Source organism: Streptomyces sp. NPDC050560 (assembly GCF_044457285.1).
In the GTDB taxonomy this organism is placed as follows: domain Bacteria; phylum Actinomycetota; class Actinomycetes; order Streptomycetales; family Streptomycetaceae; genus Streptomyces.
Map to the genome: position 1 here is coordinate 35,411 of NZ_JBITGT010000024.1, position 24,212 is coordinate 59,622.

The following is a 24,212-nucleotide window of genomic DNA, read 5'->3' on the forward strand; positions in this document are numbered from 1 at the left end:
AGGTCAGCGGCGTTGGCAGTCGGGGCACCAGAAGAGGTTGCGGGCGGCGAGACCGGCGGTGCTGATCTCGCCGCCGCACAGATGGCAGGGCTGCCCGGCCCTGCGGTACACGTACACCTCGCCGCCGTGGTCGTCGACGCGCGGCGGGCGGCCCATCGCCTCCGGGGTGTGCTCGGGCCGCACGGTGTCGATGCGGCCCGTGCGCACGCCCTCGCGCATCAGGGCGACCAGGTCGTCCCAGACGGCGTCCCACTCGGCGCGGCCGACGTCGCGTCCCGGGCGGTACGGGTCGATGCCGTGCCGGAAGAGGACCTCGGCGCGGTAGACGTTGCCGACGCCCGCGATCACCTTCTGGTCCATGAGCAGCGCGGCGACGCTGCTGCGGCTGCGGGACACGCGCGCGTACGCGCGTGCCGCCCCGTCGCCCGCGACGTCCGCCGCGCGCAGCGGGTCGGGCCCGAGCCGGTCGTGCACCGCCTGCTTCTCGGCGTCCGTGACCAGTTCGCAGGCGGCGGGCCCGCGCAGGTCGGCGTAGGCCCCGGGGGCGAGCAGCCGCAGCCGCACAGTGTCGGTGGGCGGCGGCACGGGCGGCCCGCCGAGCGCGGTCTTGCCGAAGAGGCCGAGGTGGATATGGACCCAGCCGAGCGGTCCGAAGCCGAGGAACAGGTGCTTGCCGTGCGCCTCGGCCTCGGTCAGCACCGCGCCGTCGAGCAGCGTCGCGGCGTCGGAGAACTTGCCCTGGGGGCTGCTGACGGCGACGCGGCGGCCGCCGAAGCGCTCGCCGTAGCCGGCCGCGAGCCGGTGGATCGTGTGCCCCTCGGGCACGGGCCGCTCCTTGCGCTCGTACGTTCACGGACTCCCGCGCCCGGCGCCGTGACGCGCGCGCGTGAGGTGGCTCAGGCCCCGGGCAGCGGGGGCAGTTCGCGGGTGCGCTCGTAGCCGGTGAGCATGTCGATACGGCGCTGGTGGCGCGCCTCGCCGGTGAACGCGGTGCCGAGGAAGGCGGCGACGATCTTGGTGGCCTCCTCGGCGGTGTGCATGCGGGCGCCGACGGAGACGACGTTGGCGTCGTTGTGCTCGCGGCCGAGCGCGGCCGTCGCCTCGCTCCAGGCGAGGACGGCGCGCACGCCGAACACCTTGTTGGCGGCGATCTGCTCGCCGTTGCCTGAGCCGCCGATGACGACGCCGAGCGACCCGGGGTCCGCGGCCGTACGCTCGGCGGCGCGCAGGCAGAACGGCGGGTAGTCGTCCTGCGCGTCGTACCCGAGGGGGCCGCAGTCCACGGCCTCGTGGCCCTGGTCGGTCAGCCACCGCGCCAGGTGGTTCTTGAGGTCGAAGCCCGCGTGGTCGGAGCCGAGGTAGACGCGCATGGGTCGAGTGTGGCACGTCAGGGGGCGGGCCGCCTGCGCCGGGGTGGCGGGGTGCGGCGAAGGCGCCGGGGCGGTGCTCCGGCGCCTTCGAGGGGGGCGCAGTCGCGGGGGCTCAGTCGAAGATGGGCCCCACCGTGCGGGTGCGCTTGATCTCGTAGAAGCCGGGGGTGGCCGCGACCAGCAGCGTGCCGTCCCACAGCCTGAGGGCGGCCTCGCCCTTGGGCGCGGGGGTGACCACGGGGCCGAAGAAGGCGATCTCCTCGCCGTCGGGTCCTGGCACCGCGATCACGGGCGTGCCGACCTCCTGGCCCACCTTGTCGATGCCCTCCTTGTGGGAGGCGCGCAACTGGGTGTCGTACTCGTCGGATTCGGCGTAGTCGGCGAGCGAGACGGGCAGGCCCACGTCCTCCAGCGCCCCGACGACGGCCTCCTTGGTGTGGCCCTCGCCGCGGTTGTGGAAGCGGGTGCCGAGCGCCGTGTAGAGGTCGCCCACCACCTCGTCGCCGTGCTGGTGCCGGGCGGCGGTCACCACACGCACGGGGCCCCAGGCGGCGCCCATGAGTTCGCGGTAGTTCTCCGGCAGGGTGTCGAGCTTGGGCTCGTTGAGCACGGCGAGGCTCATCACGTGCCAGCGGACGTCGATGTCGCGCTGCTTCCGCACTTCGAGCACCCAGCGGGAGGTCATCCAGGCCCACGGGCACAGCGGGTCGAACCAGAAGTCGACGGGGGTCTTCTCCGACATGTCTCTCCTCGTGATCGCGGTCATCGCCCCGGCTCCCCGAGGGGGCGGCGCGGCGCGCAGGACCGTGACAGACGCCACGGCGCAGAACAGGTGCAACGCGCCCGGGCGGCGCGCCATTCCCCCGGCCCGCGGGCCGTGTCGAAGGCGCCCCGGCGGGTTGTCGCAGGCGCGTGGGAGGATCATCCGTGTTCCGTACCGCGGCGGGCGCTACGCGCGTCGCCGCGGCCGCCAGCGAGTTCGAGGGAGTGCCGCCCGTGCCCGGTGAGAACCTGTCCCGTGACGAGGCCCGGGAGCGGGCCGCGCTGCTGTCCGTCGACGGCTACGAAATCGCGCTCGACGTGCGCTCCGCGCTCCCCGCGGCCGACCCGGGCCCCGGCGGCCGGCCGCGCACGTTCCGCTCCGTGACCACGGTCCGCTTCCGCTGCTCGGAGCCGGGCGCCGCCACCTTCGCCGACCTGCTGGCGCCCGCGGTCACCTCCGTGTCGCTGAACGGCAGGGACCTCGACCCGGCCGCGGTCTTCGACGGCACCAGGATCACCCTGGAGGACCTCGCCGAGGAGAACGAGCTGGTGGTGGACGCCCGGTGCGCCTACAGCCGCACGGGCGAGGGCATGCACCGCTTCGTCGACCCGGAGGACGGCGAGGTCTACCTGTACACGCAGTACGAGCCCGCGGACGCCCGCCGGGTGTTCGCCAACTTCGAGCAGCCCGACCTGAAGGCGCCCTACCGCTTCGAGGTGACGGCGCCCGAGGGCTGGACGGTGTGGAGCAACGGCGCGGGCCGGCAGGCGGACGGCGTCTGGCGCTTCGACGAGACGAAGCCGATCTCCACGTACATCACCGCGGTCGTCGCGGGCCCGTACCACGTGGTGTCGGACACGTACACGCGCACGTTCGACGACGGCACGACGCTTGAGGTGCCGCTCGGCGCGATCTGCCGCAGGGGCCTCGCGCGGCACTTCGACGCGGAGGACGTCTTCCTGGTCACCAAGCAGGGCCTCGACTTCTTCCACGACCACTTCGACTACCCGTACCCCTTCGGCAAGTACGACCAGGCGTTCGTGCCCGAGTACAACCTCGGCGCGATGGAGAACCCGGGGCTCGTCACCTTCCGCGAGGAGCTGATCTTCCGCGGCAGGGTCACCGAGGCGTCGTACGAGCGCCGCGCGGACGTCATCCTGCACGAGATGGCGCACATGTGGTTCGGCGACCTGGTCACCATGCGCTGGTGGGACGACCTGTGGCTGAAGGAGTCGTTCGCGGACTTCATGGGCTCCCTGTCGCTGGTGGAGGCGACCCGCTTCACCGACGGCTGGATCACCTTCGCCAACAAGCGCAAGGCGTGGGCCTACCGCGCCGACCAGCTCCCGTCGACGCACCCGATCGCCGCCGACATCGGCGACCTGGAGGACGCGAAGCTGAACTTCGACGGCATCACGTACGCGAAGGGCGCCTCCGTACTGAAGCAGTTGGTGGCGTACGCGGGCCGGGACGCGTTCATGGAGGGCGCGCGGCGCTACTTCAAGCGGTACGCGTACGGCAACACCCACCTCGGCAACCTGCTGTCGGTGCTTGAGGAGACCTCGGGCCGGGACATGACGGCCTGGACCGAGGCATGGCTGAGCACCGCCGGGCTCAACTCCCTCACCCCGCACCTCGTCCTCGGCGCCGACGGCAGGCTGGCCGAGCTGGCCGTGGTCCAGGAGGCGCCCGAGGCGCACCCGCGGCTGCGCCCGCACCGGGTCGCGATCGGCCTGTTCCGCCTCACCGCGGACGGCGCGCTTGAGCGGTACGCGCGCGTGGAGACCGATGTCGAGGGGCCCCGCACCGTGGTGGCGGAGGCGGCCGGGGCCGAGGCGCCGGACCTGGTGCTCGTCAACGACGACGACCTGACCTTCTGCAAGATCGGCTTCGACGAGGGCTCGCTCGCCACCCTGCGCGAGCACCTCGGGGACCTCACCGACCCGCTCGCGCGGGCGCTGTGCTGGTCGGCGCTGTGGAGCCTGACGCGCGACGCGCGGCTGCCCGCGCGCGACTTCGTGGCGCTCGTGCTGCGCTTCGCGGGCCGGGAGAGCGACATCGGCGTGCTGCAAATGGTGCACACCTGGGCGCGTTCGGCGGTGGAGACCTACGCGGACCCGGGGTGGCGTGCCACGGGCGGGCGGCTGCTGGCCGAGGCGGCGGCCCGCGAGCTGCGCGCGGCGGAGCCCGGCGGGCAGCACCAGCTCGCGTGGGCCGCGTTCTTCGCGCTCGTGGCGTTCGACGAGGCGGATCTGGCGACGCTGCGTGGGCTGCTCGACGGCACGGAGAGCGTCGCGGGCCTCGATGTCGACCAGGAGCTGCGCTGGAGCCTGCTGAGCACGCTGGCGGCGCACGGCGCGGTGGACGAGACGGCGCTGACGGCCGAGTGGGAGCGGGACAACACGGCGTCGGGCAGGCGGCACCAGGTGCGCTGTCTGACGGCGCGCCCGTCCGCCGAGGTGAAGGCCCGTGCGTGGGAGTCCGTCGTGGAGTCGGGCGAGCTGTCCAACGCGCTCGTCGAGGCGGTCATCGCCGGGTTCGCGCAGCCGTCGCAGCGCGCGCTGACGGCGCCGTACGCGGCGCGGTACTTCGAGGTGATCGAGCGGGTATGGGCCGAGCGCACCATCGAGATCGGGATGCGGGTGGCGCGCGGCCTCTACCCGTACCTCCAGGACAGTTGGGACACGGTGCGCGCCACCGACGCCTGGCTTGAGGCGCGGCCGGGCGCGCCCGCGGCGCTGCGCAGGCTGGTGCTGGAGTCGCGGGACGACCTGGCGCGTGGCCTGCGGGGCCAGGAGTGCGACGCGGCCGCGGGCTGAGCGCCGCGTCCGGCGCGGGGCGCGCACGGCACCGGGCCGACGGGCCGGATTCGCCCCGGTGTTCGGGAAACCTACCGGGTCGTCCCGGTTCGGGTACGGGCGCGTAACAGCGGGTCGGCCCGGGTGTCGCGCCCCGGGCGGCGGGCATCGACGCCGCATGAGACGCGACACCCCGAATCCCGCACGCCCCCTGAGCCATCTCGGCGCCCTCCAGTACGGGGTGCTGTCCGCGGCGGAGCTGCGGCAGCACGGCGTCACACCCGCGCAGGCCGCGGCCCGCTGCCGCGGCGGAGGACCCTGGCGGCAGGTGCTGCCCGGTGTGTACCTGCTGCACCCGGGCCCGCCGACCGGCGGCGAGCGGCTGCGGGCCGCGCTGCTCTACGCGGTCCCCGCCCCCGCGCGGCGCGACCCGTCGCGGGTGCCGCCGCAGCCGCCCCTCGGGGTGCGGCCGGGCGAGGCGCCCGGCGGGTTCCGGGGCGTGATGGTCACGGGCCTCGCGGCGCTCGCGCTGTACGGGCCTGGCTGCGGCGTGCCCGCGGGGTTTCTGGAGGAGGGCGCGGTCGACGTCCTGGTGCCGCACACCCGGCGGCTGCGCGGCACCGGTTTCGTACGGCTGCTGCGCTCGCCGCGGCTGCCGATGCCGGTGCGGGTCGGGGGGCTGCCGGTCGCGCCGCCGCCGAGGGCGCTCGCGGACGCCCTCGCGGGGCCCGGGGACCCTGCCGCGGCGCGGCTGCTGCTGCCCGCGGCGGTGCGCGGCGGCCTGTGTGAGACGGGGCCGCTGATCAGGGAGTTGGGCGAGGCGGGGCTGCTGTCGCGGCCCGCGGTGGCGGACACGGTGGACGCGCTACTCGCCGAGGGGCGGGCGCGCGCCGAGGACCTGCTGTACCGCACGGTGCGCGGGCACGGGCTGCCTGAACCGCTGTGGAATGTCGGCCTGCGGCTGCCGGGGGGCGGTCCTGGGCTCGGCGGCGTGGACGCGTACTGGCCCGCGCAGGCGGTGGCCGTGGAGCTGGACACCCGGGCCGCCGCGGGGCCCGCGGACGGCGGGCGCTGGGCGGCGGGCGCCCGCAAGCGCGACCGCCTCGAACGGCTGGGGATCGCCCTGGTCCGGCTGACCCCCCGGGGTCTCGGGGAGTATCCGCGCCAGCAGGCGCAGCGGATCGGCGCGGCGCTGCGGGCCGCGCGCGGGCGCAGGCCCCCGGCGTACGTGGTGGTGGTGCCGCGGTGACGGCCGCTCAGCGCGCGGGCAGCAGCAGTTCGGTGTTGCGGTCGTGGGCGGCGCCCGCCAGGTCGGTGCGGCCGCCGGGGGCGTTGAAGGCCAGTTCGCGGTAGAGCGCGGCGAGGCCGGTCTGGGAGAGGTCGGTGTAGTCGGTGCCGTGCGGTGCGGCGGCCTCGACGAGGGTGGTGATCAGGGAGAGCGTGCCGTCGCGATTGTCGGTGATCTCCACCACCCGGGCGAGCTGGGGGTAGTCGACGTGCGAGGCGGTGGTGACCTCCCAGAACGAGCCGTGCGGGGTGATCTCGTTGCGGTGGCTGTGGCCGTTGACCCAGGCGAGCACGGAGGGGTGGCGGCCGAGGAGGCGCACGAGGTCGTCGCCGTCGTGGCGGGTCTCGCCCGGGTGGGCCGGGTCGGGGTTGGCGTTGCCCATGGTGGTGCTGGTGTGGTGGCTGAAGACGACGGTGCGGGTGCCCGCGTTCTCCGTCAGCGTCCGTTCGAGCCAGGCCAGTTGGCCGGCCCCGACGGAGCCCTCGTAGAAGCCGCCCGGGTCGGTGGTGTCGAGGCTGACGCCGAGGATGTCGTCGCTGATCCTGAAGGTGTAGTACTGCGTGCCGTCCGCGGTGTTGGCCTCGGTGTAGCCGTGTCCCACGGGTCCAGGGCCGGTGTGCCGGGGGTCGAGGTGGGCGCGCAGGTACTCGGCGGGCGTGAAGGGGGCGCGCGCGTCGTCGGGGGTGATGGCGCGCAGTGCGCCGCGGCGGGCCCTGAGGACGTCGGAGAGCAGGGCGCCGTCGCGGTCGGCGCCTCGGTGGATGCCGTTGTAGACGGTGGTGGCGTCGGAGGCGTCGAGGGACATCAGCTTGCGGTCGCCGACGGCGAAGTCGGCGAGGTGGGCGGCGCCCGGCGCGTAGCAGCCGCCGGGCAGCGCGTCGTGGTTGCCGACGGTGGAGTACCAGGGGAGGTTGAGGCCGGGGCTGTGCACCTCGCGGATGGCGGCGGCGAGGAAGTCGGGCACGGTGGGGAAGCCGAGCCGCTTGTCGGCGTCGCGCAGCGCGTCCTCCGGCTGCCAGTACAGGCCGAGCCCGGAGTTCTGCACGCCCTCGTAGCGGTGCGGGTCGCCGGTGTTGGGGACGATGCGGCCGCCACTCATCACGGTGAGGAACCAGTCGAGTTCGCAGCGCGCGCTGTTGTCCGTGTTGTCGCCGGTGGTGACGGCGCAGTGCAGCGGCGTTCCGGTGACGGGCGCGCCGCGCAGCGCGTTGATCCGCTCCACGAGCGAGACGGCGCCCGGCACGGAGAGCGCCTCGTGGGGGCGCCAGGCGTTGGCGACGTGGGAGCGCAGGAACTCGGTGCGCACCGGGTGCTGGACGTCGGCCAGGTGGAGGTCGGTGAGCTGCACGAACGCGGCGAGCGTGGTGCGCCTGGTGTCGCGTCCGGCCCGCGCGGGGGCGAGGTCGCCGCGCACGACGCGGCCCCAGGCGGGCCCCGCGGCAAGCCGCCTGTAGCCGCCGCGGCGGCCGTTCGGGGCGGCGACGGCGGCCAGCGTGGTGCCCTGCTCGTACGGGGCGAGCGGCGGGGGCGGCGCCTTGCGGGAGGTGCCTGAGGGGGCGGTGGCGCCGGCGGCGGGGTCGGAGCCGAGGGCGGCGTAGCCGATGCCCGCGGTGAGGGCGGCGGCGCCCGTGGCCGCGAGGAGGGTTCTGCGGTTGAGGGCTGCGGTGGCGACAGAGCGTGGGCGCGGCATGGCGCGGCCTCCCCGAGTGCGAACGCGTCAGCGGTGGACGGCGGCGGCGGCAGGCGTCCGCCGTTGCGGACGCCGCGGCCCCACTCGATGCTTGGCACCCGGGGTGACCTGCGCGTAAACGAGGCGGCAACGGCTGACGCCGATCGCCCGACGTGGATCTGGTCGGGGGCGTCAGGCCATGGAGCGCTCGTGTGCGGGAGGCAGTCCGGTCACGGGCTGTTCATGTTGCGGGGTAGCACGGAGGGTTCACTCGGGTCCTTCGGCGGCGCGTAGGTGGCCGTCGGCGGGGCGCTCGCGCCAGAGCGCGAGTCCGCGGTCGACGAGTTCCACGCGGTCGAGTCCTGGGACGTCGGCGAGCGGGTGCCAGGCGGCGAGGTCGGTGGAGCCGTCGGTCTCGTTGCGGAGTCCGCCGCCGGTGAGACGGCCCTCGTAGACGAGGCGCACCCCGTGGAAGCTGGTGCCGCGGCCGAGGGCACCGGGGTCGTGGCGCACCCGGGAGTGCACGCCGAGGAGGGCGGCGGGTTCGACGGTGTAGCCGGTCTCCTCGGCGACCTCGCGGATCACGGTCAGGTACGGGTCCTCGCCGTGCTCCATGCCGCCGCCCGGCAGGGTCCAGTGCCTGCCGCCGTCGGGGGCGACCCAGCGGGCGAGGAGTATCCGTTCGTCCACGACGCACACGGCGTACGCGGCGACCCTCAGTACGTTGCGTTCTTTGACCATGCGGCCATTCCTACCGGCCGGCCGGCGGGGGCCCTCACGGGGGCGGGGCGCGGACGCGCCCGCAGGGGCCTTCCGGCGGGCGGTGTCCGCGCCGGTTTGCGCCGGTATCGCCCCGGTGGCGTATGGCGGGAGTACGCCATGGTCCGATCCCGCGACGGGCAACTCTCCCCAAACACCCGCCGTTTACATAAAGCTGAGCGATCGTCCGGTTTCAAGACCGGACCCGGACAGACCATTCCCGATCGATGCGGTCAGGGGCAGACGGGCCCCCGGGCGCATCGGTCATCGACGTGTACAGGGATGCCGATGACCCCCGAGCCCCAGCGCGCGCCGTCCGACGGCGCGAGACGCATGGCCCGTATCGCCACGGCGGCCGGTCTTGTGACCGCCCTCCTGGCCGCGGGCCCGATACCCGCGGCCTTCTCCGCCGACGCCGCACCCGCCTCCGCTTCCTCCACCGCCTCCTCCGCCGACGCCGCCTCCGGCACCGGCCCGGGGAACCCGGGCAAGGCGCACAGGTCCGACAAGCTCGGCGCGCCCGACGCCGCGCTGCTCGCGGGCGCCAAGGCGGCGGGCGACAAGAACGTGACGCTGATGGTCGCCACCGCGCCCGGCGCCACCCGCCAGGTCGCCGACCAGTTGGACGCCGTGCAGGGCGGCTCGGTGGGCCGCACCTACGACAAGCTCGGCTATGTACGCGCCACCGTGCCCACGGGCCGCGCCGACGCCGCCATCAAGGCCGCGGAGAAGCTGTCCTCGGTGCACGGCATCGACCTCAGCCAGCACATCCGGCTGGACGACCCGAACCCGAACGGCGGGGCCGAGGACGCGGGGAAGGCCGCGGCGGGCCGCGGCCACGGCGGCGCCCACTACCCGGCGCCCGGCAGGAGGACCCCGGCCAGGAACCCGTACAACCCGTCCTTCGAGACGGGCGCGGTCGACTTCGTGAAGAAGAACCCCCGGCTCGACGGCCGCGGTGTCACCATCGGCATCCTGGACACCGGCGTCGACCTGGCCCACCCCGCGCTCCAGAAGACCAGCACCGGCGAGCGGAAGATCACCGACTGGGTGACCGCCACCGACCCGATCGTGGACGGCGACGCCACCTGGCGGCCCATGACCACCGCCGTCGAAGGGCCCGCGTTCACCTACGACGGCAGCGCCTGGAAGGCGCCCGCGGGCAGCTACGGCATCAGCACCTTCAAGGAGTCCGCGACCGCGGGCGGCGACGCGGCAGGCGACGTCAACCGCGACGGCGACACCACCGACTCCTGGGGCGTGCTCTACGACGCCGCCGCGGGCACCGTGCGCGTCGACACCGACGGCGACCACGACTTCACCGACAACCCCCCGATGAAGCCCTACAAGGACGGCCACCAGGTCGGCTGGTTCGGCAAGGACGACCCGAGGACCGCGGTCGCCGAGCGGATGCCGTTCGTGGTGGAGGTGCGCAAGGACGTCCCGATGGACCCCTACGGGGGCGACTGGGCCGGCAAGAAGGCCGACTTCGTCAACATCGGCATCGTCGCCGCGGAGCACGGCACCCATGTCGCGGGCCTCACCGCGGGCAACGGCTTCTTCGGCGGCGCCATGGACGGCGCGGCGCCCGGCGCGAAGATCGTCTCCTCGCGCGCGTGCACCTTCTCCGGCAGTTGCACCAGCGTCGCGCTCACCGAGGGCATGATCGACCTGGTGGCGAACCGGGGAGTCGACATCGTCAACATGTCCATCGGCGGTCTGCCCGCGCTCAACGACCCCAACAACGCGCGCGCGGAGCTGTACACCCGGCTGATCGACACCTACGGCGTCCAGATGGTGATCTCGGCGGGCAACGACGGCCCCGCCGTCAACACCATCGAGGACCCCGGCCTCGCCGACAAGGTGATCTCCGTCGGCGCCACCGTCTCCAAGGAGACCTGGGCGGCCGACTACGGCTCCGGCGTGACGACGAAGTACCAGATGATGCCGTTCTCCTCCGGCGGCCCCCGCGAGGACGGCGGCTTCACACCGACCCTGTCGGCGCCCGGCGCCGCGATCGCCTCCGTGCCGACGTGGAAGGAGGGCGAGCCGGTCGCCGAGGCCGGCTACGGCCTGCCGCCCGGCTACGCCATGCTCCAGGGCACCTCGATGGCGTCCCCGCAGGCCGCCGGCGCCGCCGCGCTGCTGCTCTCCGCTGCCAAGGGGCACCATGTGGCACTGCCCCCCGCCGCGCTGCGCACCGCGCTGACCTCCACCGCGCACCACATCCCCGGGGTGCAGGCGTACCGCGAGGGCGCGGGCCTCATCGACATCGTCGACGCCTGGAAGTCCGTGGAGCGCGGCGCGCACCGGCACAGCGCCCCCGCCCACACGTACACCGTCGAGGCGCCGGTGGACACGGCCATGTCCGACCTGCTCGCGACGCCGGGGCAGGGCCCGGGGCTCTACGACCGCGAGGGCGGCACGAAGCCGCACCAGAAGAAGACGTACGCCGTCAAGATCACCCGCACCAGCGGCCCCGAGGGCTCCGTGCGGCACACCCTGCGGCTCGCCAACAACGCGGGCCACACCTTCCGCATCCTCGGCCCGAGCCGGGTCGGCCTGCCGCTGGGCAAGCCGGTCACGGTGCGCGTCGAGGCGCGGCCGCCAGCCGAGGGCACCCACAGCGCCGTGCTCACCGTGGACGACGGCCGCACCGAGGGCGTCGACCAGCAGATCCTGACGACGGTCGTCACCGCGGCGCCGCTGTCCCCCGCCGCCACGCCCGCCGCCACGCTGCGCAGGACCGGCAGCGTGGAGCGGAACGAGACGACGTCGTACTTCGTGCGGGTGCCGGAGGGCGCCAAGTCCCTCGAACTGGCGATGGACGGCCTGAAGAAGGGCAGCCAGACCCGCTTCATCGCGATCCACCCGTACGGGGTGCCGTCCGACAGCACCCAGACCCCCGACTGCTACCCGAACTACGACAACCCGGCCAACACCTGCCGCCCCGACCTGCGCTCCTACGCCGACCCGACGCCGGGCGTGTGGGAGGTCGAGGTGGAGGCCCGCCGCACCTCGCCGATGCTGGACAACCCCTACCGGCTGACGGCGACGGCGTACGGGGCCGCGTTCGACCCCGCCACCCGGACCGTCCCCGAGGCCGAGGTGGGCACGCCCGCGCCGGTGTCCTGGACCGTGCGCAACAACTTGGCGGCCGTCTCCGGGCACGTCGAGGGCGGCCCGCTCGGCTCCGAGCTGTCCGAGCGGCCCACCATCGCGCAAGGCGGGTCCCAGACCCGCGAGGTGGAGGTGCCGAAGGGCAGCACCCGGCTCGACGTGTCCATAGGCAACGTCTCCGACCCGGCGTCCGACCTGGACCTTTCGGTGTTCGACAGCACCGGCGCGCTGGTGGGGCAGTCCGCCGACGGGGACGCGGAGGAGTCGGTGAGCATCGCCGACCCGGCCCCCGGCACCTACACCGTCCAGATCGACGGGTACGCCGTCCCGTCGGGCTCCACCGAGTACGACTACCGGGATGTCTTCTTCTCCGGCTCGCTCGGCGCGATCACGGTCGACGAGGACACCCCCGTGGTGCTCGGCCACGGGGACAGCGCGGACGTCTCGGCGTCGGTGACCGCCGCCGCGGTGCCGCCCGCGGGGCGTGAGCTGTTCGGCGAGGTCCGGTTGGTCACGGACCGCGGCACGGTCGCGGGCGTGGGCAGCGCCTCGGTGACAAGCGTCACACCGTAGGGCGCGCACGGCGCGAAGGAGGGGGCGGGCCGTCCGGGCCCGCCCCCTTTCGCGCGTCCACCGGTCGGCTTCAGGACAGCCCCGCCCGTGCACCGGGCGGCCGCCTCCGGAATACGGACAATGGATTGGACAGCGCCGCCCAGGACAGACGCATGATGGGCGGCGGCAGGGGCGGCGGGCCGCCCCCGGCGTCAGCGAGCGGCGCAGGCCACGCGCCGCCCCGTACAGAGGGAGTCCCCGTGAGAGTCGGAATCGTCGGAGCCACCGGTCAGGTCGGCACAGTCATGCGCAGGGTCCTGGCCGAGCGCGCCTTCCCCGTGTCCGGGCTGCGCCTGTTCGCGTCGGCGCGCTCCGCGGGCCGCACCCTCGAATGGCAGGGCGCCGAGGTGCCGGTGGAGGACGCGGCGACGGCCGACTACAGCGGCCTCGACCTGGTGCTGTTCTCCGCGGGCGGCGCCACGTCAAGGGCGCTGGCCGAGAAGGTCGCCTCCCAGGGCCCCGTGGTGATCGACAACTCCTCCGCGTGGCGGCGCGACCCCGACGTGCCGCTGGTGGTCTCGGAGGTGAACCCGCACGCCGCGGCGGTACGCCCCAAGGGCATCATCGCCAATCCGAACTGCACCACGATGGCCGCCATGCCCGTCCTCGGACCGCTGCACGCGGAGGCGGGCCTGGAGGCGCTGGTCGTGGCCACCTACCAGGCGGTGTCGGGCTCCGGGCTCTCGGGCGTGGCGGAGCTGCACGGGCAGGCGCAGAAGGCGGCCCCCGACGCGGACCGGCTCACCCACGACGGGGGCGCGGTCGACTTCCCCGAGCCCGCCGTCTACAAGCGGCCCATCGCGTTCAACGTCCTGCCCTTCGCCGGCTCGCTCGTCGACGACGGCCTGCTGGAGACCGACGAGGAGCAGAAGCTGCGCCACGAGTCCCGCAAGATCCTGGAGATCCCGGGTCTCAAGGTGTCCGGCACCTGTGTGCGCGTCCCGGTCTTCACGGGCCACTCCCTCCAGATCCACGCGCGCTTCGCCCGCCCCCTCGGGGTGGAGCGGGCGACCGAGGTGCTGGCCGGGGCGCCCGGCGTGGAGCTGTCCGACATCCCCACCCCGCTCCAGGCCGCGGGCCGCGACCCCTCCTACGTGGGCCGCATCCGCCGTGACGAGACCGTGGAGAACGGGCTCGCGCTGTTCGTCTCCGGCGACAACCTCCGCAAGGGCGCGGCGCTCAACGCCGTGCAGATCGCGGAGCTGGTGGCGGCCGAGCGGGGCTGACCCACCCCGTCGCAGGCCGGGCCCGCACCGTCGGGCCCGGCCGGCGTCACAGGGCGAGCTGCCTGCGCAGGGCCGTGTCGATCCGGTCCAGGGTCTTCGCCGGAACCGCGCCGAGGCGATGCAGCAGCCTGCTCACGTCAACGGCCCTCAGTTGCTCGCACTGGGCCTTCGAGTCCCGTGTCAGACCGCACTCGATCCCGTCGAGCAGGACCTGGAAGGGCAGGACCCGGGTGACGTTCGAGGTCACGGGGACCACCGTCAGGACACCCCGGCGCATCCGCTCGGCCACCCTGTTCGCGGCGTCGTTGGTGACGAGCACCGCGGGGCGGGCCCTGTTGGCCTCGCCGCCCCGTACCGGTTCGAGATCGACCAGGTAGATGTCGCCGCGCCTCACGATCCGGCACGCTCCTCACCCTCGCCGGACAGTCCGTCCGACGTGGTCGTGTCCCACAGGGCGGCGTCGTCGCCCGCGTACCACTCGTCCCAGGCCGCCGCGTAGTCGTCCTCAAGACGCGCCTCCCGCAGCATCTGGATCGCGGCGTGTATCACGGCCGAGCGGGATCTGGCCCCGGAACCCTTCCCGTACGCGTCGACGAACTCCACGTCCTCCTGCGACAGGCTCACACTGATCTTCATACCCTCGATGCCACCCACCGGGGCACCGAAGGTGCCACTCCGTCGGAGACCCGTGGCATGGAAGGATGGCCCGAACGCCGCGACCCGGCGGGCACCGAGGAACTAGGAGATGAGCGCGTGCCTGGCACCAATCTGACCCGTGAGGAAGCGCAGCAGCGGGCGAAGCTGCTCACCGTGGACTCGTACGAGATCGATCTTGATCTGAGCGGCGCGGAGGCCGGGGACGGCCCCGAGGGCGGCCAGGGCACGTTCCGGTCGGTGACCACGGTGCGCTTCGACGCCTCGCAGGAGGGCGCCGACACCTTCATCGACCTGGTGGCGCCCACCGTCCACGAGGCCGTGCTGAACGGCAGGGCGCTGGACCCCGCCGCCGTCTTCGCCGACTCCCGCATCGCCCTGGCCGGCCTCGCCGCGGGCCGCAACGAACTGCGGGTGGTCGCGGACTGCGCCTACACCAACACCGGTGAGGGCCTGCACCGCTTCGTGGACCCGGTGGACGGGCGCACGTACCTCTACACGCAGTTCGAGGTGCCGGACGCCCGCCGGGTGTTCGCCAGCTTCGAACAGCCCGATCTGAAGGCCGCGTTCACCTTCACCGTGAAGGCGCCCGAGGGCTGGACGGTGGTGTCGAACTCGCCGACGCCCGAGCCGGTCGACGGGGTCTGGTCGTTCACGCCCACCCCCCGCATCTCCACGTACATCACCGCCCTGATCGCGGGCCCGTACCACTCGGTGCACAGCACGTACGAGGGCGGCGGGCGCAGCGTGCCGCTCGGCGTCTACTGCCGGCCCTCGCTCGCCGAGTTCCTGGACGCCGACGCGATCTTCGAGGTGACGCGGCAGGGCTTCGCCTGGTTCGAGGAGAAGTTCGACTACGCGTACCCCTTCGAGAAGTACGACCAGCTCTTCGTGCCCGAGTTCAACGCGGGCGCCATGGAGAACGCGGGCGCGGTCACCATCCGCGACCAGTACGTGTGGCGCTCGAAGGTCACCGACGCCGCGTACGAGAGCCGGGCCGAGACCATCCTGCACGAGCTGGCCCACATGTGGTTCGGCGACCTGGTCACCATGGAGTGGTGGAACGACCTCTGGCTCAACGAGTCGTTCGCCACCTACACCTCCGTGGCCTGCCTGGCGCACGCGCCGGGCTCGCGCTGGCCGCAGTCGTGGACCTCGTTCGCGAACACCATGAAGACCTGGGCCTACCGGCAGGACCAACTGCCGTCCACGCACCCGATCATGGCCGAGATCGGCGACCTCGACGACGTGCTGGTCAACTTCGACGGCATCACCTACGCCAAGGGCGCGAGCGTCCTCAAGCAGCTCGTCGCCTACGTCGGCATGGACGAGTTCTTCCAGGGCGTGCAGGCGTACTTCAAGCGGCACGCCTTCGGCAACACCCGCCTCACCGACCTGCTGGGCGCGCTGGAGGAGACCTCGGGGCGCGATCTGAAGACCTGGTCGGCGAAGTGGCTGGAGTCCGCGGGCATCAACGTCCTGCGGCCCGAGATCGAGACGGCGGCCGACGGCACCCTGGCGTCCTTCGCGATCCGCCAGGAGGCCCCCGAGCTGCCCGCGGGCGCGAAGGGCGAGCCGCGGCTGCGTCCGCACCGGATCGCGGTCGGCCTGTACGACCTGGACGAGGCGAGCGGCAAGCTGGTGCGCACCGAGCGCGTCGAACTGGACGTGGACGGCGAGCTGACCGAGGTCCCGCAGCTCGCGGGGGTACGGCGGCCCGCGGTGATCCTCCTCAACGACGACGACCTCTCCTACGCGAAGGTCCGCCTCGACGAGGAGTCGCTGCGCACCGTCACCGCGCACCTGGGCGACTTCGAGTCCTCGCTGCCGCGCGCGGTGTGCTGGGCCGCCGCCTGGGACATGACCAGGGACGGCGAGCTGGCCACCCGCGCCTATCTCGACCTGGTGCTCTCCGGCATCGCCAAGGAGTCCGACATCGGCGTGGTGCACTCGCTGCACCGGCAGGTGAAGCTGGCGCTCGACCTGTACGCGGCGCCCTCCTGGCGGGAGACCGGGCTCACCCTGTGGACCGAGGCGACGCTGGCGCACCTGCGGGCGGCGCAGGCGGGCAGCGACCACCAGTTGGCGTGGGCGCGCGCGTTCGCGTCCACCGCACGCACCCCCGAGCAGCTCGACCTGCTCGAAGCGCTGCTGGACGGCACGCAGACGGTGGAGGGTCTTGCCGTCGACACGGAGCTGCGCTGGGCGTTCGTGCACCGGCTCGCCGCGGTGGGCCGCTTCGACGAGGCGGAGATCGCCGCCGAGTACGAGCGGGACAGGACGGCGGCGGGCGAGCGGCACGCGGCCGCGGCGCGGGCCGCCCGGCCGACCCCGGAGGCCAAGGCGGAGGCGTGGGAGTCCGTGGTGGGCTCCGACAAGCTGCCGAACGCCGTGCAGGAGGCCGTCATCGGCGGCTTCGTGCAGACCGACCAGCGCGACCTGCTCGCCGCGTACACGGAGCAGTACTTCACGCACGTGAAGGAGATCTGGGACGGCCGCTCGCACGAGATGGCCCAGCAGATCGCGGTGGGCCTGTACCCGACCCTCCAGGTCGACGAGGCCACCCTGGCGGCGACGGACGCCTGGCTGGAGTCGGCGAAGCCGAGCGCGGCGCTGCGGCGCCTGGTCCTTGAGGCACGCGCGGGCGTGGAGCGTGCGCTGCGGGCGCAGGCCGCGGACGCGTAGCGGTTGACGCGTACCGGTTGCGCGGACGCGCAGCCGGTACGGGGCGGGCGGGGCCGGGGGGTTCCGCCCGCCGCTCGCGGGCCACGCGCGCGCGTGCGCCCCGTACGGGCCGGGCCCCACACGCCGAAAGCCGTCCCACGCGCGTGGGACGGCGAAGGCGGGGGCGTGGCCCTACTTGCTCTCGGCGTTCTTCTTCGTGCCCGAGCGGGTGCCGAGCACCACGAGGCCCGCGATGACCAGGAAGATCGCGAGGGGGGTCAGGACGTAGAGGCCGAGGGTCTCGGCCACCGAGAGCCCTGAGCCCGGGTCGTCGCCGTCGTCGCGGGTCAGGGCGAGCGCGGGGGACGACAACAGCAGCATCATCAGCGTCGTGCCTGCGCCGATGGCACCGGCGCGCAGGGCGTTCTTTTTGTCCACGGTGCCAACGTAGCGAACGGCCCCGGGCGCCGCGCGTCCGGGGTCGGCCGCAGGCGCCGTCCGGGGCCGGTTCAGTCCGTGCGCAGCACCTGCATCAGGGCGTGCAGCCGGGGCGACGCGGTCAGTTCCTCGAAGCCGACGGGGGTGCCGGTGGCGTCGGCGACGGGCAGCCGCCAGTTGGGATACTCGTCGCTGGTGCCCGGCACGTTCTGCGGGCGCCTGTCGCCGACCGTGTCCGGCAGCCAGACGCCGACGAGCAGCGCGGGGGTGCGCAGCAGGAAGCGGTGCACGGCCCTGATCTCCTCCTCCTCGGCGGCCCCGTCGTCGAGGAGCCCGAGGCGGCCGAGCGCCCGCAGCCACTCCCCCGTCTCCGCGGCGGCGGCCGCGCGCTCCTCGGCGAGCGGGCCGGTCAGCAGCCCGAGGCGGTGCCGCAGCTCGACGTGGTCGCCGTTCAGCCGGGAGGCGGTCGGTGGCAGGTCGTGGGTGGTGGCGGTGGCGAGGCAGCCAGGTCTCCAGCGCGCGGGGCGCAGCGGCCGCCCGTCGCCTTCCCAGTCCCGCTCGAACCAGAGGACGGAGGTGCCGAGCACGCCGTGCTCGCGCAGCGCCTCCCGTACCCCGGGGGCGACGGTGCCCAGGTCCTCGCCGATCACCAGGGCGCCCGCCCGGTGCGCCTCCAGGGCGAGGACGGCGAGCATCGCCTCGGCGTCGTAGTGCACGTAGGTGCCGTCGGTGGGCGGGCGGCCCGGGGGAATCCACCAGAGCCTGAACAGGCCCATCACATGGTCCACGCGCAGCGCGCCGGCCCGCCGGAGCAGGGCGCAGAGCAGCTCGCGGAAGGGGGCGTAGCCGGACTCGGCGAGCCGGTCGGGGCGCCAGGGCGGCAGGCCCCAGTCCTGGCCGTGTGCGTTGAACGCGTCGGGCGGCGCGCCCACCGAGATGCCCTCGGCGAAGTGGTCGCGCTGCGCCCAGGCGTCGGCGCCGTCCGGGTGGACGCCGACGGCGAGGTCGTGGACGAGGCCGATGGGCATACCGGCGTCGGCGGCGGCCCGCTGCGCCGCGGCGAGCTGGGCGTCGGTGAGCCAGGCCAGCCAGGAGTACAGGTCGACGCGGTCGATCAGCTCGCGGCGGGCACGCTCCACGGCCGCCGAGCGGGGGTCGCGCAGCCCCTCGGGCCAGCGGTGCCAGTCGGGCCCGTACAGCTCGGCGAGCGCGTACCAGGTGGCGTGGTCCTCCAGCTGCCTTCCGCCCGCGGCCAGGAAGTCGACGTACGCGGCCTGGCGGCCGGGGGCGAGGGGGACGGCGTGCACGAGTTCGAGGGCGCGGCGCTTCAGCTCCCAGACCGCGTCGCGGTCGATGAGGGCGCCGTCGCCGAGGACGGCGTCACGGAGGGCCGCGGCGCGGGCGCGGAGCCCGGCGGCCTCCTCGCGGTCGGCCCCCGCCAGGTGGGCGTACTCGTCGACGTCCTCGACGCGCAGGTGGACCGGGTCGGGGAAGCGGCGCGAGGAGGGCCGGTAGGGAGAGGGGTCGGTGGGGTGTCCTGGCACGGCCGCGTGCAGCGGGTTGACCTGGATGAAGCCGGTGCCGAGCACCCGCCCCGACCAGGAGGCGAGGTCGGCGAGGTCGCCCAGGTCGCCCATGCCCCAGGAGCGCCGCGACAGCAGCGAGTAGAGCTGGACGAGCAGCCCGTGGGACCGCTCCCCGGGCGCGGGCAGCTCGGGCGGTGCGACGACGAGGTGGGAGCGGGCGAGGCGCCCGTCGGGGGTGCGGGCGGTGAGGGCGTGCACGCCGAGCGGCAGCCGGGGCCAGCCGCCGCCGGCCCGGGGCTCGGGGATGGGCTCGGCGGGCGGCTGCGCGGGCGGCGGCTCGTCGGCGGGGGTGTCGGCTGCGGGGCCCGGGCCGGCGGGGGGCACGGTGCGTACCGAGGGCACGGGCTCGGCGGTCTGGACCGCCAGGTCGTGGTCGGCGCCGTCCTCGGTGACCACCCGCAGCCGGGTGCCGGGCGGGAGCCCGGCGAGCGCGACGGGCTCCTGGCCCTGCCACCAGACGACGGTCGGCGGCAGCAGGCGCGCGGCCAGCTCCGCCTCCCGGGCCGCCAGGGCGTCGCGCACGGCCTCCGGGGTGCTCGCGTCCACGCCGAGCGCGCCGAGTGCCGCGACCACGGCGGCCTCGGTGGCCGGGACGGTCTCTCCCGGTGAGGGCGAGTAGGAGGGGGCGACGCCGTGCAGCTCGGCGAGGCGGGTCAGCGACACCTACGCCACCGAGGGGTCCGAGTCGGCCGCCATGCCGGTGGCCGTGGTCTCGCTGGTCAGCGGGGCGGTGTCGGCGAGCGGGGGCTCGCTGGTGAGGGGCGCGGCGTCGGCGAGCGGCGGCTCGCTGGTCAGCGGGGGCTCGGTGGCGGTGGGCTCGGCGCCGTAGGAGGCGTGGTGGAGCGCTCTGAGCGCCGGGTCGCACGCGGGCGTGAACGCGAAGCGGGGCTCGCGGGCGCGCGGGGCGGTGCCGGGCGCGGCGGCGTCGGTGCAGTCGGACGCGTGTTCGGCCTCGCGTTTGGAAGCGGACGGGAGCAGGAGATGTGCCGGTGCGGCCACGGGGGCCTCCTTGTCAGGGGCGGCTCGGTCAGGCTGTTGCCTACCCAGCGGGCTCGGCGACAGACGTCCCAGGGACGTACTCCGGCCGACTCTCACGTGGTTCTGCTCACATTCTTGCCCAATCAGGGGGGTCGATCCAGCAAATCTGTGCGCGGGAACGGCGGCTGGGCGCAGTAATTGCGGCGGGCCGGGACGGGCCTGCGGCGCCGGGCGGGTGGCGAGGCGGGGCGGGACGGCGCGGCCGACGGGGCGGCGTGGGAGCAGGCCGACGGGGCGGCGTGAGGAAAGGCCGACGGTGGGTGCGGGGAGGGGCCGTGGGCGGGCTGATTTTCGGCCTGGGCCGTGGGCGGGCGCGCCGGGGCATGAGAGGACCCCCGGCGGCCTGGGGAAGCCCCGGGGGACAACAAAGGCCCGGACTCAGGCAGAGATGCCGTCGATCCGGGCCAAGGCGTCATCCGCCCCGTATGGCTGCAAATATGGCAACCAGCGGGGGTCGCGATGCCCCGTGCCGATGATCCGCCAGGCGAGACCCGTGGGCGGCGCGGGTTTGTGCCGCAGCCGCCAGCCCAGCTCCATCAGGTGCCGGTCGGCCTTGACGTGGTTGCAGCGGCGGCAGGACGCCACCACGTTGTCCCAGGCGTGCTGGCCGCCGCGGCTGCGGGGAATGACGTGGTCGACGCTGGTTGCGACGCCACCGCAGTACATGCAACGGCCGCCGTCCCTCGCGAAGAGGGCACGCCGGGTGAGGGGGACGGGTCCGCGGTAGGGGACCCGCACGAAGCGCTTGAGCCTGACCACGCTGGGCGCGGGCACGGACAGGGTCGCGCTGTGCATCAGGGCGCCGGTTTCCTCAAGGCAGACTGCCTTGTTCTCAAGGACGAGGATGAGCGCGCGGCGGAGCGGTACGACGCCGAGCGGCTCGTACGACGCGTTGAGGACCAGGACATGCGGCACGGATGCCTCCTTGTACGCCGGCGGCGCGTGGCTCGCGCCGGGACGATCTGACGTCAGTCTCCCCTCATGCCTGGTCGTAGCGCCACCATGTACCGGTAACGGGCTGGAAGTGTTTTCGACCACACCCCGTTCTTTTCCCCGCGGCACGGGTCCTACCTGCCCCGCGGGCAGGCGGTGGGGGCGCGCTGCCCCGTTAGTGTGGTGCGCGGCCCGCACGGTGGCGCCCCCGCCCCCGCGTCCACCGGCTCTCTTCCGCCCCGGGGCCCCGCCAGGAGGTTGTGCACAGTGTTCCGGTCCGTCCTCGCGTCCTTCGCAGGCCGCGCCGCAGACCCCGACACGCCACGCTCGGCGACCGAGGCCGCCGACTGGATTCAGCGGAACTGGTCGACATGGCTCGCGGTCGGCCTGCGGATCGTGCTGATCCTGGTGATCGCGGTCGTGCTGCGCACCGCCATCCGACGCACCATCACCCGCCTCATAGACCGCATGAACCGCACGGTCCAGGCGGTGGACGGCACCGCGCTCGGGGGGCTGCTGGTCAACGCGGAGCGCCGCCGCCAGCGCTCCCAGGCGATCGGGTCCGTACTGCGCTCGGTGGCCTCGTTCCTGGTGCTGGGCACGGCGGCGCTGATGGTGCTGTCCACCTTCAAGATCAACCTGGCGCCGCTGCTGGCGTCCGCGGGGGTCGCGGGCGTGGCGATCGGCTTCGGCGCCCGCAACCTCGTCACGGACTTCCTCTCCGGTGTCTTCATGATCCTGGAGGACCAGTACGGGGTCGGCGACAGCATCGACGCGGGCGTCGCCTCAGGCGAGGTCATCGAGGTCGGCCTCAGGGTCACCAAGCTGCGCGGCGACAACGGCGCGATCTGGTACGTGCGCAACGGCGAGGTGAAGCGGATCGGCAACCTGAGCCAGGGCTGGTCCACGGCGCACGTGGACGTGACGCTGCACCCCGAGGAGGACCTGGACGCCGTGCGGGACCGGCTGACCGCCATCGGGCAGGACTTCGCGCGCGAGGAGCCCTGGAACGAGAAGCTGTGGGGCCCGGTGGAGGTGCTCGGCCTCGACAGCGTGCTGCTCGACTCGATGGTGGTGCACGTCTCCGCGAAGACCATGCCGGGCCAGGCCCTGTCGGTGGAGCGCGAGTTGCGCTGGCGCATCAAGCGGGCGTTCGACGAGGCCGGCATCCGTATCGTCGGCAACCCCCCGCTGCCCGACGACACCCCGGCGGCGGACCCGTCGGCCGGTGTCGCCCCGCCGTCCGCGTACGCCTCCTCGTCGTCGCCGCAGTCCGAGAACGCCTCCCCGATACCGCCGCAGTCGCCGCCGCAGGGCGGTCGGGCGAAGTAGCCGCGGGGCGGTCGGGCGACATGGCGGCACACACACACGCGTACGCCGCGCCGCCGTGCGTCCCGGCCGCCCGTGGCCGCCCGCGCGGCCGTCGTCGCGCCCCACGCGCGCGTACGCGCGCCCGCTCCCCCGGCGGCTCCCGGCGCCGTCGCGGTGGCGCAACGGACCGGTCCCGGCGGGGTGGTGGGACGGTGGGGACTCCGGGGGCGCCCACCCGTGCGGACCGCGGCCCGTACGCGATTCGCGCGTAAATCGCCCGTCTCGAACACACATCGCCCGTTCCCGGGAACCGAACGGTTCGGGTGAACGTGTTCCTGGGCAAGGGTGGTGGCAGGCCGCGGCGCACGGGGCGCACGGCCGGGTGCCGCCGCACGTGAGCAAGATCGCGCAACTCTGGTGTGCTTGTCGTTCCCGGCAGCCATACTGGCCTGCGTGGCCGAGCCCGGCGCCGCAGGCGGCGGGCAGCAGCGAGAAGTCGTCCACCGAGGGGGAGGTCAGGTGACACAGCCGCCGAACGCGAGCGCGGCACCGCCGGCGGCGGGCCCGCCCGCCACGGTCGTGGCCGTGCCGCCGCAGTCGGCCCACGCGCAGGCGCCGCCGCCGGGGCAGCGGCGGGGCACCGCCGCGGGCGAGGGCGTGGCCAGGCTGCGCGCCGCGGCTGTCACGGAACCGGGCAGGCTGCGGCTCATCGGCGCCGGACTCGCGCTGCTGATCGTGGTGTTCGGGGCGGTCAGCGCCTGGCAGTCGAGCGACCGCAGCTCCGCCGCCCACGACGTGCGGCACGGCAGCCAGCCGCTGAGCAGCGCGGCGGCCACGATCTACACCGCGCTCGCCGACGCCAACACGGCCGCCTCCACCGGCTTCCTGGCGGGCGGCCAGGAGCCCGAGAAGGTCACCAGCGCCTACGACCGGGACATCTCGACCGCCGCGACGACCCTCGCCGACGCCGCCACGAGCACCGACCCCGACTCCCCCGCCGCCGAGGCCATCACCGCGCTCAACCAGATGCTGCCGCAGTACACCGGCCTGGTGGAGCGCGCGCGGGCCAACAACCGCCTCGGGCTGCCCCTCGGCGCCGCCTACCTGCGCTACGCCAACGACCTGATGCAGGGCAAGAACCAGATGCTCGACCAGGCCGAGAAGCTCTACCAGCGGCAGAACGGCCAGCTCGACGACGACTACGGCGACGCCAGGTCCTTCCCGTGGATCGCGGTCGCCGTCGGCCTGGTCACCCTGGCCGCGCTCGTCCTCGCGCAGCGCCGCCACTACCGCCGTACGAACCGCGTGTTCAACCGCGGCCTGCTCGGCGCCACCGCGGCCAGCCTCGCCGCGCTGCTCTGGCTCACCGTGGGGCACGGGCTCGCGCGCGCCGACCTCGACGACTCCTACGACCACGGGCTGCGCTCGCTGACGGTCCTCAACGACGCGCGCATCGCGTCCCTGAAGGCGCGCGGCAACGAGAACCTGACCCTGGTCAACAGGGGGGCGGAGACGGTGCGGGTCGGCAAGACGAGTGAGGACAAGTACGACTACGACTACCAGCAGCAGATGAAGGCGCTCGGCGGCGCCGACGGCACGCAGGGGCTGCTGGCGTCCGCGACGTCGCTCGCCGACGACCCCGAGGGCCGCGGGCCGCTTGACCGGGCCGCGAAGGACCTCAAGGAGTGGCGCAGCCGCCACCAGGCGGCCCGCAAGGCCGACACCGAGGGCAACTACGCGGGCGCGCTCTCCAAGGTCATCGGCACCTCGGACGACCAGTCCACCAACGACTCCTTCACACGGCTCGACGACGAGCTGCAAAGGGCGCTCGCCCAGGAGGAGCACGACTTCACCACCGCCGCGGACAGCGGCGTCGGCGACACCTGGGGACTGACGGCGGGCGCCGCCGTGCTCGCGGTCCTGGGTGCCGGTGGCGCGCTGCTCGGCGTCGGGCGCAGGCTTTCGGAGTACCGGTGAGAGGGG

The 24,212-nt window shown here is 74.1% G+C and carries 18 protein-coding genes; 7 read left to right on the plus strand and 11 right to left on the minus strand.

What is annotated here, in order from left to right; translation table 11 throughout:
• Positions 1-3: 3 nt before the first annotated feature.
• The 3 genes from ACIBIW_RS35195 to ACIBIW_RS35205 all read right to left on the minus strand — a co-directional run bounded on the left by ACIBIW_RS35195 (position 4) and on the right by ACIBIW_RS35205 (position 2,112).
• Positions 4-825: an Fpg/Nei family DNA glycosylase gene (locus tag ACIBIW_RS35195; RefSeq protein ID WP_399342359.1), complete on the minus strand. Its 822-nt coding sequence runs from the start codon at positions 823-825 to the stop codon at positions 4-6.
• Between the two features lie 71 nt (positions 826-896).
• Entirely contained in the window at positions 897-1,370 is a 474-nt protein-coding gene (locus tag ACIBIW_RS35200; RefSeq protein WP_399342361.1) for a ribose-5-phosphate isomerase, read from the minus strand.
• 112 nt (positions 1,371-1,482) lie between these two features.
• The gene (locus ACIBIW_RS35205) at positions 1,483-2,112 is read right to left on the minus strand and encodes a DsbA family protein (protein WP_399342363.1); all 630 of its coding nucleotides are present in this window, start codon (positions 2,110-2,112) and stop codon (positions 1,483-1,485) included.
• A gap of 254 nt (positions 2,113-2,366) precedes the next feature.
• On the opposite strand from ACIBIW_RS35205, the gene pepN (ACIBIW_RS35210) reads away from it, so the two are divergent.
• Entirely contained in the window at positions 2,367-4,952 is a 2,586-nt protein-coding gene (gene pepN, locus ACIBIW_RS35210; RefSeq protein ID WP_399342365.1) for an aminopeptidase N, read from the plus strand.
• A 157-nt stretch (positions 4,953-5,109) separates the two neighbouring features.
• Positions 5,110-6,180, plus strand: a complete 1,071-nt coding sequence (locus tag ACIBIW_RS35215; protein ID WP_399342367.1) for a hypothetical protein — start codon at positions 5,110-5,112, stop codon at positions 6,178-6,180.
• Positions 6,181-6,187: 7 nt separating this feature from the next.
• On the opposite strand, the gene ACIBIW_RS35220 is transcribed toward ACIBIW_RS35215, so the two are convergent.
• Positions 6,188-7,909, minus strand: coding sequence for a TIGR03767 family metallophosphoesterase (locus tag ACIBIW_RS35220; protein WP_399342368.1), 1,722 nt, complete (start codon positions 7,907-7,909; stop codon positions 6,188-6,190).
• 246 nt (positions 7,910-8,155) lie between these two features.
• Positions 8,156-8,629, minus strand: coding sequence for an NUDIX hydrolase (locus ACIBIW_RS35225; protein ID WP_399342369.1), 474 nt, complete (start codon positions 8,627-8,629; stop codon positions 8,156-8,158).
• Positions 8,630-8,935: 306 nt separating this feature from the next.
• On the opposite strand from ACIBIW_RS35225, the gene ACIBIW_RS35230 reads away from it, so the two are divergent.
• Positions 8,936-12,340 carry a S8 family serine peptidase gene (locus ACIBIW_RS35230; protein ID WP_399342371.1) on the plus strand — a complete coding sequence of 1,135 codons (3,405 nt, stop codon included), beginning with the start codon at positions 8,936-8,938 and terminating at the stop codon, positions 12,338-12,340.
• A gap of 239 nt (positions 12,341-12,579) precedes the next feature.
• Entirely contained in the window at positions 12,580-13,605 is a 1,026-nt protein-coding gene (locus tag ACIBIW_RS35235) for an aspartate-semialdehyde dehydrogenase (protein WP_399342373.1), read from the plus strand.
• Positions 13,606-13,651: 46 nt separating this feature from the next.
• Here ACIBIW_RS35235 and ACIBIW_RS35240 read toward each other — a convergent pair whose 3' ends face one another.
• Together ACIBIW_RS35240 and ACIBIW_RS35245 are read right to left on the minus strand one after the other, a co-directional pair.
• Positions 13,652-13,999, minus strand: a complete 348-nt coding sequence (locus ACIBIW_RS35240) for a type II toxin-antitoxin system PemK/MazF family toxin (protein ID WP_399342375.1) — start codon at positions 13,997-13,999, stop codon at positions 13,652-13,654.
• On the minus strand, positions 13,996-14,241 hold the full coding sequence (locus ACIBIW_RS35245) for a ribbon-helix-helix domain-containing protein (RefSeq protein ID WP_399342377.1): 246 nt from the start codon (positions 14,239-14,241) through the stop codon (positions 13,996-13,998). Before ACIBIW_RS35245 ends, ACIBIW_RS35240 begins: the two co-directional genes overlap by 4 nt.
• Positions 14,242-14,358: 117 nt before the next feature.
• Between ACIBIW_RS35245 and pepN (ACIBIW_RS35250) the strand changes: the two genes are divergently transcribed.
• Positions 14,359-16,944, plus strand: coding sequence for an aminopeptidase N (gene pepN, locus ACIBIW_RS35250; protein WP_399342411.1), 2,586 nt, complete (start codon positions 14,359-14,361; stop codon positions 16,942-16,944).
• A 171-nt stretch (positions 16,945-17,115) separates the two neighbouring features.
• On the opposite strand, the gene ACIBIW_RS35255 is transcribed toward pepN (ACIBIW_RS35250), so the two are convergent.
• The 4 genes from ACIBIW_RS35255 to ACIBIW_RS35270 form a co-directional block, all read right to left on the minus strand.
• Positions 17,116-17,361 carry a hypothetical protein gene (locus tag ACIBIW_RS35255; protein ID WP_399342378.1) on the minus strand — a complete coding sequence of 82 codons (246 nt, stop codon included), beginning with the start codon at positions 17,359-17,361 and terminating at the stop codon, positions 17,116-17,118.
• Positions 17,362-17,432: 71 nt separating this feature from the next.
• Positions 17,433-19,610 carry a 4-alpha-glucanotransferase gene (malQ, locus tag ACIBIW_RS35260; protein WP_399342380.1) on the minus strand — a complete coding sequence of 726 codons (2,178 nt, stop codon included), beginning with the start codon at positions 19,608-19,610 and terminating at the stop codon, positions 17,433-17,435.
• Positions 19,611-19,946, minus strand: a complete 336-nt coding sequence (locus tag ACIBIW_RS35265) for a hypothetical protein (RefSeq protein ID WP_399342381.1) — start codon at positions 19,944-19,946, stop codon at positions 19,611-19,613.
• A 417-nt stretch (positions 19,947-20,363) separates the two neighbouring features.
• On the minus strand, positions 20,364-20,900 hold the full coding sequence (locus tag ACIBIW_RS35270; RefSeq protein WP_399342383.1) for an HNH endonuclease: 537 nt from the start codon (positions 20,898-20,900) through the stop codon (positions 20,364-20,366).
• Positions 20,901-21,185: 285 nt separating this feature from the next.
• Here ACIBIW_RS35270 and ACIBIW_RS35275 point away from each other — a divergent pair, with 285 nt between their 5' ends.
• Both ACIBIW_RS35275 and ACIBIW_RS35280 read left to right on the plus strand, forming a co-directional pair.
• A complete protein-coding gene (locus ACIBIW_RS35275; RefSeq protein WP_399342384.1) occupies positions 21,186-22,250 on the plus strand; it encodes a mechanosensitive ion channel family protein in 1,065 nt (354 codons plus the stop codon).
• A 498-nt stretch (positions 22,251-22,748) separates the two neighbouring features.
• Complete coding sequence (locus ACIBIW_RS35280) at positions 22,749-24,206, plus strand: hypothetical protein (protein WP_399342386.1); 1,458 nt, start codon at positions 22,749-22,751, stop codon at positions 24,204-24,206.
• Positions 24,207-24,212: the final 6 nt, after the last annotated feature.